The organism is Aeromicrobium sp. WCS2018Hpa-31 (assembly GCF_031843905.1).
Classification (GTDB): Bacteria; Actinomycetota; Actinomycetes; order Propionibacteriales; family Nocardioidaceae; genus Aeromicrobium.
Genome location: NZ_JAVTJF010000013.1, coordinates 1 through 13,152 on the forward strand (window position 1 = coordinate 1; position 13,152 = coordinate 13,152).

The following is a 13,152-nucleotide window of genomic DNA, read 5'->3' on the forward strand; positions in this document are numbered from 1 at the left end:
CGCAGCCCCACCCCACCGAGGAGCCACGCCGACGCAGCCCCACCCCACCGAGGAGCCACACCGGCGCCCCCACCCCCGCAGCAGCGGACCCCCACCCAGACGCGGAACCACAGCAGCACAGGCCGTACCCCCGCCGACCACCTACCCTTTTCCCATGACTGCAGTGAGAGCTCTCTGATGGCCGGCGGACTCGTCGCGCTCCTCGACGACGTCGCCGCCCTGGCGCGGCTGGCTGCCGCGTCCATCGACGACGTCGGTGCCGCGGCGGGGCGCGCCAGCGCGAAGGCCGCCGGTGTGGTCGTCGACGACACCGCCGTCACCCCGCGCTACGTGCACGGGCTCGACCCGAAGCGCGAGCTGGCGGTCATCGGCCGGATCGCGAAGGGGTCGCTGCGCAACAAGCTGCTCGTCATCCTCCCCGCGGCGCTGCTGCTCAGCCAGTTCGCGCCGTGGCTGCTCACGCCGATCCTCATGCTGGGCGGCACGTACCTGTGCTTCGAGGGCGCCGAGAAGCTCTGGGAGAAGGTCTCCGGTCACCACCCGCCCGAGGAGCCGTCGTCGTCCCAGGGCGAGGACCAGGAGGCCACGGTGGTCTCCAACGCCGTGCGCACCGACTTCATCCTGTCGGCCGAGATCATGGTGATCGCGCTCAACGAGGTCGCCGAGGAGGCGTTCGTCTCCCGTGCGGTCATCCTGGTCGTGGTGGCCATCGGCATCACGGCGCTCGTCTACGGCGTGGTCGCGCTCATCGTGAAGATGGACGACGTCGGCCTCGCCCTCACCGAGCGCACCTCGAGCGTGGCGCAGAAGGTCGGCCGCGGTCTGGTCAAGGCCATGCCCAAGGTCCTCGCCACGCTCGCCACGGTGGGCGTCGTCGCCATGCTCTGGGTCGGCGGGCACATCCTGCTCGTCGGCACCGACGACCTCGGCTGGCACGCCCTCTACGACCTCGTGCACCACGCCGAGGAGGCCGTGCACGACGCCGTCTCCGGCGGCCTCGGTTCCGTGCTGGCGTGGCTCACCAACACCTTCTTCTCCGCGGTCATCGGCCTCGTCGTCGGTGCCGTGGTGGTGGCGGTGCTGCACCTCGTACCGCGCCGGCGCGGCGCGGCCGCCCACTGACACGAGGGTCATGCCTCGGCCCGACGGCCGTGGTCACGTGCGGCGTTCCCGACCGCTAGGGTCCTGAGTGGGAAGAACACTCAACAATCGGGAGACACCATGACCATCCGTCGCGCGGGCATCGCCGCCGTCGCCACCATCGCGCTGCTGGGCCTGAGCGCCTGCGGCTCCGACGAGCCCGAGAGCGAGCCGACGTCGGCCGCCTCCGAACCGAGCGAGGAGGCCACGGAGGACGCCCCGGCGGCCACCGAGGGCTCACCGGCCTGGGCCAAGCCGTTCACCACCCCGGGCGAGAAGATCGCCACCGTCGAGGCGGGCGACGTGACCGTCGACGTCTACCAGGTGGGCACCGCCAAGGCCACCAAGACCGGCAACTTCGTCGACCCCGAGAAGAACGAGCCGATCATCGACGAGGGCGACGAGATCGTCTTCGTCAACTACGTGGTGACCAACAACGGCGATCCGATCGACCTGGGCTCCTCGCTGGTCGACGTCGAGTCGCGCTACGTCGACTGGCCGTACCTGCAGGGCATGGACGGCATCACCGACAGCGCGCTCTACGAGGAGCAGGACGTGCAGACGCTGGGCGTGTCCGAGATCGCCGACCCCGCCGTGTACACGCTCGGCAAGGGCGAGACCTTCGCCTACGGCGAGAACTTCCGCTACGAGAAGGGCACCGAGCTCGAGATCGAGGTGCGCTACACGCCGGTCGACGCCGAGGGCGAGCTCCTGCACGACGACCGCGTCGAGGGTGAGGGCAAGGGCACCATCTCCTGATCCCTCCACCCACCATGGGAATCCCCCGCTCACCTCGGAGGGCATCCGAGGGTGAGTGGCAGAGAACCGTGGTGAGCTCGCGATTCCCATCAGGTGATGGGAATCGCGAGGCCGATGGGAACGACGAAGGGGCCCGGACCGCCATGGTCCGGGCCCCTTCGCGTCAGGTCACTGCAGGCTGAAGCACGGCTTGGAGAAGTCGTAGCCCTCCGCCGTGGGACCCGTGGTGAGGTCCTGCTCGAGCGACACGCCCGTGGGGGCGTCCTTGTCGACCTTGCTGATGACGCTCGATCGGAACGCCGACTCCGCGGGCTCGCCCGTGTTCTTGCCGGCCTCGTTGGGCAGCATGCCCTCGTAGTCGACCTCCTCGAGCGACTTCGCGGCCTCGACGAGGCTCTCGCGGGTGATGCCACCGTCCTCGTCGGCCTGCTTCAGGGCTGCGAGGAGCGGGTAGCTCCAGGCCCAGCCGGCCGTGTAGCCGTCGCTCGGCGTCACGTCGCCCAGGGCCTCGCGCATGGCCTCGTGGCCCGGGGTGTCGGTGCCGAACGGACCCCACGGGCCCGCCTGGAAGTACAGCGCCTCGATGGCCGGAGCGGCCGCGGACTGCAGCAGCGCCGGGTTCCAGGTGGGGCTGGAGCCGACGACGGTCCCGTCGAAGCCCTCGGCCGCAGCACCGCCGACGATCGCAGCCATCTCGGCCGGACCGGTCGAGATCACCAGGAGGTCGGGATCCTCACGGAGCACCGACGCGACCGTCTCGGCCTGCTGGTCCTGGCCGGGCGGTGCCTTGATCTCGACGTACTCGAGGTCGTTGGCCTCGGCCGCGGCCTTGACGCCGGCTGCGGCGTCTCCGCCGTAGTCGTTGTCGTAGCCGACGGCGGCGATCTTGCCCGCGACGTCGCGGTTCTCGACGGCCCAGTCGACGCCGTTCATGGCCTCGAAGCAGTAGTTGGCGCCGCTCTCCAGGATCTGGTCCTCGAACTCCCAGGCCGAGTTCCACGAGGCCGGCACGCCGATCACGTCGTCGGCCTTCATGTCCTCCAGGATCGCGAGGGTCTGCGACGAGCCGAGCGTCTGGCCCAGCGCCAGGATGTCCTTGCGGATCTCCTGGTACTTGCGGTTGTGGATCTCGGGGTTGTACTCGGCGTCCTGGACGTACTTGGTCACGTCCACGTCGTAGCCGCCGACGCCGCCGTCCTCGTTGACCTTCTGCCAGAACGCCTTCTGCGCGTCCGTGATGGGCACGGCGAGCGGGGCGAACGGGCCCTTGGTGAGGTCGGAGATCACGCCCAGGTAGATGCAGCCGTTGTCGTCGTTCACGGCCTGCGGGCAGGCCTCGTCGGTGATGCCGTCGGCGGCCGAGTCGCTGCCGCCGGAGCTGCGGCAACCGGTGAGCACGAGTGCCGCCACCGCGGCACCGACGCCGGCGCGCAGCAGGTGTCGAGAGATTCTCATGACGTTCCTTTCGAGGGTGGCGAGGCGCGTCGTGCGACCTCGTTCGGGGGATTCCCGCAGGTGCGGGGGACCGACATCAGTAGGAGAAGGGCCACCCCTTCCAGTAGTTCCGCACCCGCATCCAGATGCCGAAGAGGCCGCGGGGCTCGAACACGAGGAAGAAGACGATGAGGGCGCCGTAGATGATCGCCTCGAGCTGGAAGACCGTCAGCAGGCCGCCGCCGACGGCGCTCGTGCTGATCAGCGGCACGTAGTGGGCGATCTCAGTGGAGATCCGCGGCAGCAGCGCGATGAACATCGCGCCCATGATCGAGCCGCTGATCGTCGCCACGCCGCCGATGAGGATCATCGCGAGGTACTGGATGCTCAGCAGCAGGCTGAAGGCCCCGGGCTCGAAGACGCCGACCACGGCGAAGTAGAGGGCGCCCGTGACGCCGGCGAAGAACGAGCTCATCGCGAACGCCATGACCTTGTACTTCGTGAGTGCCACCCCGATGACGGCCGCAGCGACGTCGCGGTCGCGGATGGCACCGAACGCGCGACCCACGCCCGAGCGGGCGATGTTGCGGCCGATGATCGCGAACACGATGAGGAACACGAGCCCGAGGAAGAACTGCTTCTGCTCGCGCGACATCTCCATGCCGAGCAGCGGCCCGGCCTGGGCGAAGTCGATGCCGAACAGCTCCAGCTCGGCGCCACGTCGGCCCACGCCGGCGCCGCCGGTGATGTCGCGGGCGTTGCGGAACACGTGGTCGCCGATGAAGACGATCCCGAGCGTCACGATGGCCAGGTAGAGGCCGCGCAGCCGCACCGCGATGGGCCCGACGACCAGCCCGGCCACGGCGGCGACGACGCCGGCGGCCGGCAGCCAGATCCACATCGGCAGCCCGTAGCCGAGCACCGGTCCGTCGGGGTTCCCTCCCAGCACGGCGCCCGTGTAGGCACCCAGGCCGATGAAGAACGCGTGCCCGAGCGAGACCTGTCCGGCATACCCGGTCACGAGGTTCAGCCCGATGGCGCCGACCGCGGAGATCATGCCGAGCGCCAGCACCTGCAGCAGGTCGTCGGCGACCAGGAACGGCAGCAGGAACGAGAGCACCAGGATGACGACGAGCGAGCGTCGCTTGCCGGGCGTGTTGACGAGCGCGATGTCCTGCGCGTAGTCGGTGCGCGCGAGCGGACGGCTGCGCAGGCCGCCGCGTCGGAACGGGGACGTGATGCTCATACCCGCTCCACCTCCTTGGTGCCGTAGAGCCCGTACGGTCTGACCAGCAGCACCACGAACATGAGGGCGTAGGGGACGACGAGGGCGAAGTTGGTGCCCAGCCACGGTGCGTACTCCGGCTGGTAGGTGGCGGTGATCGCCTCGACGATCCCGACCGCGAGCCCACCGATCACGGCACCCTGCACGCTGTCGAGGCCGCCGATGATGATCGCCGGCAGCGCCTTGAGCGCGATCGTCCAGCTGGTCTGCTCGATGCCCGCCGCGCCGGCGGCCACGAAGGTCCCGGCGATGGCGGCGAGGCCACCGGCGATGCCCCAGGCGATCGCGAAGATCGTGCCCACGCGGATGCCCTGGGCGAGGGCCGTCTCCTGGTCGATCGCCGTGGCCCGCATGGCCAGGCCGGTGCGGGTGGCGCGGAAGAAGACGACGAGGCCCACGACGCACAGCGCCGTGACCGCGATCAGCCCGATCCGCTGGTAGGAGATCGACAGCCCGAACAGCTCCAGCCGTTCGCTGCCGCTGGGGTAGGTGACGATCTTGGGCTGGGCGCCGATGTAGCGGTTGGCCACGATGCGCAGCACGATGTCGATGCCGATCGTGATGATCGCCAGCGTGAAGACCGGCTTGCCCACCATGGGGCGCAGGGCCACGCGCTCGACCAGCATGCCGACGAGCGCGCCGCAGGCGATGCCGAGGAGCATGCCGATCCAGAACGGCAGGCCGAACTCGACCGTGAAGTGGTAGGTGAACAGACCACCGATGATCATGAGCGCCGGCTGGGCGAAGCTGATGACCTTCGTGGCCTTGTAGATCATGACGTAGCCCAGCGCCAGGAGGGCGTAGATCGCACCCTGGCCCACACCGTTCAGCACGGCCTGCAGGAACTCGGTCATGCGCGGCTCCGGTCAGTTGCGTACAGCTGGTCGATGAGGTCCTCGAACTGGGCCGTCACGGCCGAGCGGCGCACCTTCTGCGTGGCCGTCAGCTCGCCGTCGTCGTGGTCGAGCTCCTTCGGCAGCAGCGCGAAGGCCTTGATCGTCTCGACGCTGGCGAACTTGGTGTTGGTCTCGTCGACGACCTTCTGCACGAGGGCGCGGACCTCCGGCTTCTGGCTGAGGTCGCGGTACGTGGTGAACGGCATCTTCTGGCGCTGCGCCCAGTCGCCCACGGTGTCGAGCTCGATGCCGATGAGGGCGGTCAGGTACTTGCGCCGGTCGCCGATGACGATGGCCTCCTTGACGTACGGCGACGCCTTGAGGCTGTTCTCGATCTCGCTCGGGGCGATGTTCTTGCCGCCCGCGGTGATGATGATGTCCTTCAGCCGGTCGGTGATGCGCACGTACGTGCCGTCGACCCACTCGCCGACGTCACCCGTGTGCAGCCAGCCGTCGGCGTCGACCGTGGAGGCCGTGGCCTCGGGGTTGTTCCAGTACCCGGCGAAGGTGCCCTCGTGCCGGGTGAGGATCTCGCCGGTCTCGTCGTCGATGCGCAGCTCGATGCCGTCCTGCGGCTCGCCGACGGTGCCGAGCAGGACCCGGCCGCGGCGGTTGGCGGTGGCGATCGCACTGTTCTCGGTCATGCCGTACACCTCGTGCATCGGCAGGCCCAGGCCCATGAAGAACTCCAGCACCTCGGGGGCGATGGGCGCGGCGCCGGACGCGGCGTACCGCACCTTCGACAGCCCGAGCCGCTCGCGCAGCGCACGGTAGAGGAAGACCCAGCCGACGGAGTAGGCCACGCGGGTGGCCAGGGTGTGCCGGCCGCGGTTGGCCACGAGGGTGCGGCCGATCCAGCGCGAGACCCTCATCCAGAGCGCGAAGTTGGCGCGCTTGAGCCGCGAGGCGCCCGACATCCGGATCTGCACGCCGGCCACCAGCTTCTCCCAGATGCGGGGGACGCCGAACAGCAGCGTCGGCTGGATCTCGCGCAGCGCCACCTGCACCGTGTCGATCGACTCGGCGAAGTTCATCTGCACGCCCGACGCAGCGCTCGTCCACACCGTGAACAGGCGCTCCGCCACGTGGCACAGGGGCAGGTACGAGACCGCGAGGTCCTTCTCGTTCGCGGCGGGGTCGATGAGCGCGTCGGTGCGCAGCCGCTCCACGACCCAGGCGATGTTGCCGGTCGAGAGCATGGCGCCCTTCGGCGGACCCGTGGTGCCCGACGTGTAGACGAGGGTGGCGAGGTCGTCGGGCTGTGCGGCGTCGACGAGCGACTCGACCGCGCCCGGGTGCTCCTGCGCGTGCGCACGGCCCGCGGCCATGAAGTCGTCCCACGAGACGAGTCGTCGGTCGTCGTAGCGGCCCCGGATGCCGCGCGGGTCGAGGTACACGATCGTCCGCAGCTCGGGCAGGTCCTCGATCACCCCGAGCGCCTTGTCGAGCTGCTCCTGGTCCTCGGCGATGAGCAGCGACGAGCCGGAGTCGCGCAGCACGTGCAGCACCTCGGGCGCCGGGTTCGTCGTGTACAGGCCCACCGTGGCCGCGCGGACCGCGGTGATGCCGACGTCGCAGAACAACCACTCGGGCCGGTTCTCGCTGTGCACGGCCACGCGGTCGCCGACCTGCACGCCGGCGGCGAGGAGGGCGTGTCCCACGAGCACCGACTGCTCCCAGTAGTCGGCCCAGGTGATCTCCTCCCAGAGACCGAGGTTCTTCTCACGCATCGCGACGGCGTCGGGGCCGGTGACGGAGCGTTCGCGCACGGCCTGCGCCAGCGTCGGGCGGCTCATCGCTGCTCTCCTGTGCTCAAGTCGGTGCTGGCCTCGGACGGGGCGTCGTCGGACAGGGGGGTGTCGTCGCCGACGCCCAGGTAGGCGGCGATCACGCCCGGGTGGTCCTGCACCTCGGCGGGCGTGCCCGTGGTGATCGGCTTGCCGAAGTCCATGGCCATCACCCGGTCGGCCAGGTCCATGACCAGGCCCATGTCGTGCTCGACGAGGATCATGGCGATGCCGAGCTCGCTCGCGACGTCGAGGATGAACCGGGCCATGTCCTCGGTCTCCTCGCCGTTCATGCCGGCGACCGGCTCGTCCAGCAGCAGGAGCTTGGGGTCCATGGCCAGGGCGCGGCCGAGCTCGATGCGCTTCTGTACGCCGTACGGCAGCATCCCGACGGGCAGCTGGCGGTAGGCCTCGATCTCGAGGAAGTCGATGATCTCCTCGACCTCGCGGCGGTTGCGCACCTCGGCCTTGCGGGCGCGGCCGAGCCAGGCGAGCGCCGACGGCCAGCCGTAGCCGAGCGCGTGGTGGCGCCCGAGCATGAGGTTGTCGACGACGTCGAGGTTGGCGAACAGCTCGATGTTCTGGAACGTGCGCGCCATGCCCATCGCGGCGATCGCGTGCGGCTTGGAGCCGAGGATCTCCTGCCCGAGGAACGTGACCGACCCCTTCTGGGGTCGGTACACGCCCGAGAGCACGTTGAAGATCGACGTCTTGCCGGCGCCGTTGGGGCCGATCACGGCGAACAGCTCGCCGTGGTGCACGTCGAGGTCGACGCCCTGCAGCGCCTTGACCCCGGCGAACGCCAGCTCGACGCCGCGCAGGCTGACGACCGGCTCGGCCGTGGCGCCGGCGTCGGGGCGGGGCGTGGGTTCGGTGAGCGAGTGGGTCACGAGAGCCACCTCTTGCGTCGCTTGTAGTGCTTGACCTCGCGGTAGGAGGTCGCGAGCTCTCCGCGCCCCAGGTAGAAGTCGCGGATGTCGTCGTCGGCGAGCAGCTCGGCGGCCGGCTTGTCCATGACGACCTTGCCGTGCTCGAGCACGTACCCGTGGCTCGCGATCGACAGCGCCATGGTGGCGTTCTGCTCCACGAGCAGCACGGTCGTGCCGCGTCGGTTGATCTCGACCACGATGTCCTTGATCTGCTGCACGATGCGCGGGGCGAGGCCCAGGCTCGGCTCGTCGAGGAGCAGGTAGTCGGGCTTGGCCACGAGAGCACGGCCCATGGCCAGCATCTGCTGCTCGCCGCCGGACAGGTAGCCGGCGATGTTGCGTCGGCGTTCGCGCAGCACCGGGAACAGCTCGTAGACCTCCTCGACGGCGTCGTTCAGGCTGCCCTTGCGGGTGTGACCGCCGACCTTGAGGTTCTCCTCGACGCTGAACTCCGAGAAGACCCGGCGTCCTTCGAGGACCTGCCCGAGGCCCGCCGCCACGATCTTCGGCGCGGTGAGCGTGTGCAGGGGGACGTCGTCGAGCGTGACCTGGCCCTTCGTGATGGCGCCGTCGTGCACGTCGAGCAGCCCGGAGAGTGCGCGCAGGAGCGTCGTCTTGCCGGCGCCGTTGGCTCCGAGCAGGGCGACGATGCTGCCGCGGGGCACCTGCAGGCTCACGCCACGCAGCACGAGGACGACGTCGTTGTAGACGACTTCCAGGTTCTTGACCGCCAGCACAGGTTCCCTCTCGTCGGCTGCGGGGTTGCGGCGAACCTAGGCCATGACGTGGGTCACAAGCAATATGCACCTGGTGTGAATGTTCACTCGGGGTGCATGATGGTTGCGTGAGTCGACCAGAGGCGTCGCCGCTCCCGGAGCGGGAGCAGCGGGACGGACGGGTGGCGCGCGGCAACCGGACCCGTCGGGCCATCGTCGAGGCGCACGCGGAGCTGATCCGCGGAGGCGACCTGCTGCCCACCGCGGCCCAGGTGGCGGAGCGCGCCGGTGTCTCGGTGCGCACGCTGTGGGGTTCCTTCGGCGACATGGAGGGGCTGCTCCAGGCCACGACCGGCTACTGGTTCGAGCAGGACTCGGCCCTGCGCGGCGAGGTCGACCCGTCGGCCCCGCTGCCCGAGCGCATCGAGCGCTTCTGCGCCGAGCGGGCACGTCGGCTCGAGAACATCTCGCCCGCAGCCCGCGCAGCGCAGCTGAAGGAGCCGTTCTCGCCGACGTTGCGCTCGAGCCGGCTCGGTCACGTGGAACGGGTGGTGCACGACATCGAGCAGGCCTTCGCCGGTGAGCTCGACGTCTGCTCCGACCCTGCGGCCCTGCTCGACGCCCTCGTCGCGGCGACGTCGTGGAACGCCTGGTCCCTCCTGCGCGACGACCTCGACCGCTCCGTCGCCGCCGCCCACGCCGCCATGCTCCACACCGTCCGCGCCCTCCTCTCCTCCTCTCCTCCCCCTGACCCCACCCGCCCCGACTCGTCAGAGGTAGGTGGCGCACCTGTCCGACTGGTCAGAGGTAGGTGACGCACCTGATGGGTCCGCTGAAAGGTGCGAGACCTACCGCCGCGGAGCGACCGGCGTCCACACGGTGAAGTCGGGCGCGGCGGCCATCGCCTCGCGAGGCGTGCGGTTCAACGCCTGGAACGCGACGCCGAACCTGGGCGACGGTCCCGAGTACCCGCCCGCGACGAGGGCCTCATGCACCCGACGTACCACCGTGCGGGGCGTCGCCTTCAGCTCGCGTGTGATCTGGCGGTACTCGATGTCCGCCGAGCGGTACAGCTGGTACCGGTCGATGTCGGCGACGTACTGACCGCGGTGGGTCTGGTGCTGACTTCCCTCGTACTCGGAGGCGACGCGGAACAACCGCCACCACCAGTCCGGAGTGAGCAGGGTGCCGGCGACATCGACCGGCACGTTCACCTCAGGCCGCGGCAGCCCGGCCGCCTGGAAGTAGAGCCGGACATGGCTCTCAGGGACCGATCGGGAGCGGCCGTCGAGGAGTCGTGCGACCCACCGCGCCTGCTCCGCTCCGTCGCGCCAGGGCTCGTCGTGGCAGAGGCGCGCGAGGACCTCGGGGCTCAGGAGGCCTTGCTTGATCAGCCAGTCCCCGGCGGCCACCGCATCGAGGACCGTGAACCAACGGCACACCTCGACGAACACGGCTTCGGGACTGACGGCGACGTCGTCGTGCGCAGGCATGACGTCGCTGCGGTGCAGGAACACCTCGGGGCAGTCGCGATGCAGGTCGCGACCCACGACCATCTGCAGCGGTCGGTGCGGGCCGAGGTCGAGTCCCAGCTGCTGCAGCCGGGTGGCGCCGGTGAAGCGCGCGTCGGCGGGCGCGTACTTGCGGGCCGCCACCCACCAGCGTTCCTCGGTCATCTCGAGGTCGGCAGGTGCCCAGATCGACGGAAGGAGTCGACGGTAGGCCTTGCCCGCGAGGCGTCGGTGCGAGACGCCGAGCGCGAGCGCTTCGCGGACGTGGAACGGCTCTTGTGCGAGCGGGGCGGGGATCTGTGCGCGCGGGGGCATGTCGCCATCCCAGCGCTAGACCGGCGGACAGGGAATGTCTCGCCGGAACCCTGTGGACGAGTACCGGAGTCGGGCGAGAGCGGGTGGGGAAGACGCACGCGCTGGAGGTAGGTCTCGAACCTCTCAGTGAGCCCATCAGGTGCGAGGCCTACCTCCGGCGGCGTCGTCAGGTGCGTCACCTACCTCTGACCAGTCATCGCCGGGGGGAGGGGGCGGGAGGGGCCCGGATAGGCTGGCGGGGTGATCGACGCCAGGCTGTTGCGAGACGACCCCGAGGCCATCCGAGAGGCGCAGCGACGCCGTGGGGAGGACCCGTCGATCGTCGACGCGCTGGTCGAGGCCGACGAGCGCCGACGCTCCACGATCGCCGCGTTCGAGGCGCTGCGCAGCGAGCAGAAGTCGATGGGCAAGCAGGTCGCGCAGGCCCAGGGCGACGAGAAGCAGCAGCTGCTCACGCGCACCAAGGAGCTGAGCGCCCAGGTCAAGGCCGCCGACGCCGAGCAGACCGCGGCCGGCGAGGCCTTCACCGCACTGCTCAAGGCCCTGCCCAACCCCGCGCCCGACGCCCCACCCGGAGGCGAGGACGACTTCGTGCTCCTCGAGGAGGTCGGCACGCCCCGCGACTTCGCGGCCGAGGGCTTCGAGCCGAAGGACCACCTCGAGCTCGGCCAGCTGCTCGGCGCCATCGACGTCGAGCGCGGCGCGAAGGTCAGCGGCTCACGCTTCTACTTCCTCACCGGCGTCGGCGCGCAGCTGGAGCTGGCGCTCACCCAGCTGGCCATGCAGAAGGCCGCCGCGTGGGGCTTCACGCCGATGATCCCGCCGGCGCTCGTCAAGCCGCGCGCCATGGAGGGCACGGGCTTCCTCGGACAGGCCGCGGCCGACGTCTACCACCTCGAGAAGGACGACCTGTACCTCGTGGGCACGTCGGAGGTGCCGCTCGCGGCGTACCACTCCGACGAGATCCTCGACGGCCCGAAGAAGTACGTCGCGTTCAGCCCGTGCTTCCGCCGCGAGGCCGGCTCGCACGGCAAGGACACCCGCGGCATCGTGCGCGTGCACTGGTTCGACAAGGTCGAGATGTTCGTCTGCACGTCGCTGGAGGAGTCCTATGCCCAGCACGAGCAGATCCTCGCCTTCGAGAAGGAGTGGCTCGACCTGCTCGAGCTTCCGTACCGGGTCATCGACGTCGCCGCGGGCGACCTCGGCCTCTCCGCGGTGCGCAAGTTCGACTGCGAGGCGTGGATCCCCACCCAGGGCAAGTACCGCGAGGTCAGCTCCGCGTCGAACTGCACCCAGTTCCAGGCCCGCCGCCTCGACATCCGCAATCGGCTCGACGACGGCGGCACCGAACCCACCGCCACGCTGAACGGCACGCTGTGCGCCATGCCGCGCATCATCGTCGCCCTGCTCGAGAACGGCCAGCAGGCCGACGGGTCGGTCCGCCTGCCCGCGGCCCTGCACCCGTTCCTCGGCGAGGTCCTGGAGCCGGTCGCGAAGGCGGGCGCATGACCTGGCGGCCGAAGCTCGTCGCGCTCGACGTCGACGGCACCCTGGTCGACTGGGAGAACCGGATGACCGACGTGGTCCGCGACGCCGTGCACGCCCTGAAGGACACCGGCGTGCACGTGGTCATCTCCACCGGTCGTGCCATCCCCGGGGTGATCGACGCCGCCGAGAACCTGCGGCTCGACGACGGCATCGCCGTGGCCAGCAACGGCGCCGTGGTGCACACCTACAGCCCGGTCGACGTGATCCACACGGTCACGTTCGATGCCAGCGAGGCCGTCCGCCGGGTGCTCGAGCACGTGCCCGACGCGCTCGTGGCGGTCGAGGAGGTCGGCACCGGATACCGGATCAGCGCGCCGTTCCCGGAGTGGGAGATCAGTGGCGACGTGAAGATCCAGGACGTCGACGAGCTGGTGGCCGAGCCGGTCACGCGTGTCATCATCCGCGCACCGGAGCACGACGTCGAGGAGTTCGGCGCGCTCGTGCACGGGCTGGGCCTCAACGAGGTCAACTACAACATCGGCTACACGGCCTGGCTCGACATCGCCCCCGAGGGCGTCTCGAAGGCCTCCGGCCTGGAGGTCGTGTGCGCGCGGCTGGGGGTCGACCAGGCCGACGTGCTGGCCGTGGGCGACGGCATGAACGACTACGACATGCTCCGCTGGGCGGGTCGCGGCGTGGCCATGGGCCAGGGCTCGGACGAGCTGAAGGCCGTCGCCGACGACGTCACGGGCAGCGTGGTCGACGACGGTCTCGCCGACGAGCTGCGTCGCTGGCTCTGACCCGCGGTCCGGCGGGCGGTAGGTCTCGCACCTCACCGGCGTCGGATTCGGTGCGTCACCAACCTCTGACGGCCCGATCAGGTGCGTCA

General features: G+C 70.0%; 12 protein-coding genes. 5 read left to right on the plus strand and 7 right to left on the minus strand.

The genetic code is table 11. The features are described from left to right. Positions 1 to 177 precede the first annotated feature (177 nt). Together RQG84_RS16100 and RQG84_RS16105 are read left to right on the plus strand one after the other, a co-directional pair. Positions 178 to 1,122 carry a DUF808 domain-containing protein gene (locus tag RQG84_RS16100; protein ID WP_055961694.1) on the plus strand — a complete coding sequence of 315 codons (945 nt, stop codon included), beginning with the start codon at positions 178 to 180 and terminating at the stop codon, positions 1,120 to 1,122. A 99-nt stretch (positions 1,123 to 1,221) separates the two neighbouring features. Beyond that, positions 1,222 to 1,899, plus strand: a complete 678-nt coding sequence (locus RQG84_RS16105; RefSeq protein ID WP_311210842.1) for a hypothetical protein — start codon at positions 1,222 to 1,224, stop codon at positions 1,897 to 1,899. Positions 1,900 to 2,067: 168 nt separating this feature from the next. On the opposite strand, the gene RQG84_RS16110 is transcribed toward RQG84_RS16105, so the two are convergent. The 6 genes from RQG84_RS16110 to RQG84_RS16135 all read right to left on the minus strand — a co-directional run bounded on the left by RQG84_RS16110 (position 2,068) and on the right by RQG84_RS16135 (position 8,967). Continuing rightward, entirely contained in the window at positions 2,068 to 3,354 is a 1,287-nt protein-coding gene (locus tag RQG84_RS16110) for an ABC transporter substrate-binding protein (RefSeq protein ID WP_311210843.1), read from the minus strand. A gap of 76 nt (positions 3,355 to 3,430) precedes the next feature. Further along, a complete protein-coding gene (locus tag RQG84_RS16115; protein ID WP_055961685.1) occupies positions 3,431 to 4,579 on the minus strand; it encodes a branched-chain amino acid ABC transporter permease in 1,149 nt (382 codons plus the stop codon). Continuing rightward, positions 4,576 to 5,472: a branched-chain amino acid ABC transporter permease gene (locus RQG84_RS16120; protein ID WP_311210844.1), complete on the minus strand. Its 897-nt coding sequence runs from the start codon at positions 5,470 to 5,472 to the stop codon at positions 4,576 to 4,578. Before RQG84_RS16120 ends, RQG84_RS16115 begins: the two co-directional genes overlap by 4 nt. Continuing rightward, positions 5,469 to 7,310 carry an AMP-binding protein gene (locus tag RQG84_RS16125; RefSeq protein ID WP_311210845.1) on the minus strand — a complete coding sequence of 614 codons (1,842 nt, stop codon included), beginning with the start codon at positions 7,308 to 7,310 and terminating at the stop codon, positions 5,469 to 5,471. The genes RQG84_RS16120 and RQG84_RS16125 overlap by 4 nt, the downstream gene beginning before the upstream one ends. Beyond that, entirely contained in the window at positions 7,307 to 8,191 is an 885-nt protein-coding gene (locus RQG84_RS16130) for an ABC transporter ATP-binding protein (RefSeq protein ID WP_311210846.1), read from the minus strand. The genes RQG84_RS16125 and RQG84_RS16130 overlap by 4 nt, the downstream gene beginning before the upstream one ends. Further along, complete coding sequence (locus RQG84_RS16135) at positions 8,188 to 8,967, minus strand: ABC transporter ATP-binding protein (protein ID WP_055961676.1); 780 nt, start codon at positions 8,965 to 8,967, stop codon at positions 8,188 to 8,190. The genes RQG84_RS16130 and RQG84_RS16135 overlap by 4 nt, the downstream gene beginning before the upstream one ends. 107 nt (positions 8,968 to 9,074) lie before the next feature. Here RQG84_RS16135 and RQG84_RS16140 point away from each other — a divergent pair, with 107 nt between their 5' ends. After that, a complete protein-coding gene (locus tag RQG84_RS16140; RefSeq protein ID WP_311210847.1) occupies positions 9,075 to 9,761 on the plus strand; it encodes a TetR/AcrR family transcriptional regulator in 687 nt (228 codons plus the stop codon). Between the two features lie 33 nt (positions 9,762 to 9,794). On the opposite strand, the gene RQG84_RS16145 is transcribed toward RQG84_RS16140, so the two are convergent. Further along, positions 9,795 to 10,772: a hypothetical protein gene (locus RQG84_RS16145; protein WP_311210848.1), complete on the minus strand. Its 978-nt coding sequence runs from the start codon at positions 10,770 to 10,772 to the stop codon at positions 9,795 to 9,797. A 240-nt stretch (positions 10,773 to 11,012) separates the two neighbouring features. Between RQG84_RS16145 and serS the strand changes: the two genes are divergently transcribed. Continuing rightward, the gene (gene serS, locus RQG84_RS16150; protein ID WP_311210849.1) at positions 11,013 to 12,284 is read left to right on the plus strand and encodes a serine--tRNA ligase; all 1,272 of its coding nucleotides are present in this window, start codon (positions 11,013 to 11,015) and stop codon (positions 12,282 to 12,284) included. After that, complete coding sequence (locus RQG84_RS16155; protein WP_055961666.1) at positions 12,281 to 13,063, plus strand: HAD family hydrolase; 783 nt, start codon at positions 12,281 to 12,283, stop codon at positions 13,061 to 13,063. Before serS ends, RQG84_RS16155 begins: the two co-directional genes overlap by 4 nt. The last annotated feature ends 89 nt before the right edge of the window (positions 13,064 to 13,152 follow it).

Excerpts from the sequence above, each read along its gene's own strand:
- RQG84_RS16120 (WP_311210844.1), bottom strand. The coding sequence starts at position 5,472 with ATGACCGAGTTCCTGCAGGCCGTGCTGAACGGTGTGGGCCAGGGTGCG.
- RQG84_RS16100 (WP_055961694.1), top strand. The coding sequence starts at position 178 with ATGGCCGGCGGACTCGTCGCGCTCCTCGACGACGTCGCCGCCCTGGCG.
- RQG84_RS16155 (WP_055961666.1), top strand. The coding sequence starts at position 12,281 with ATGACCTGGCGGCCGAAGCTCGTCGCGCTCGACGTCGACGGCACCCTG.
- RQG84_RS16115 (WP_055961685.1), bottom strand. The coding sequence starts at position 4,579 with ATGAGCATCACGTCCCCGTTCCGACGCGGCGGCCTGCGCAGCCGTCCG.
- RQG84_RS16105 (WP_311210842.1), top strand. The coding sequence starts at position 1,222 with ATGACCATCCGTCGCGCGGGCATCGCCGCCGTCGCCACCATCGCGCTG.
- RQG84_RS16145 (WP_311210848.1), bottom strand. The coding sequence starts at position 10,772 with ATGCCCCCGCGCGCACAGATCCCCGCCCCGCTCGCACAAGAGCCGTTC.
- RQG84_RS16125 (WP_311210845.1), bottom strand. The coding sequence starts at position 7,310 with ATGAGCCGCCCGACGCTGGCGCAGGCCGTGCGCGAACGCTCCGTCACC.
- RQG84_RS16110 (WP_311210843.1), bottom strand. The coding sequence starts at position 3,354 with ATGAGAATCTCTCGACACCTGCTGCGCGCCGGCGTCGGTGCCGCGGTG.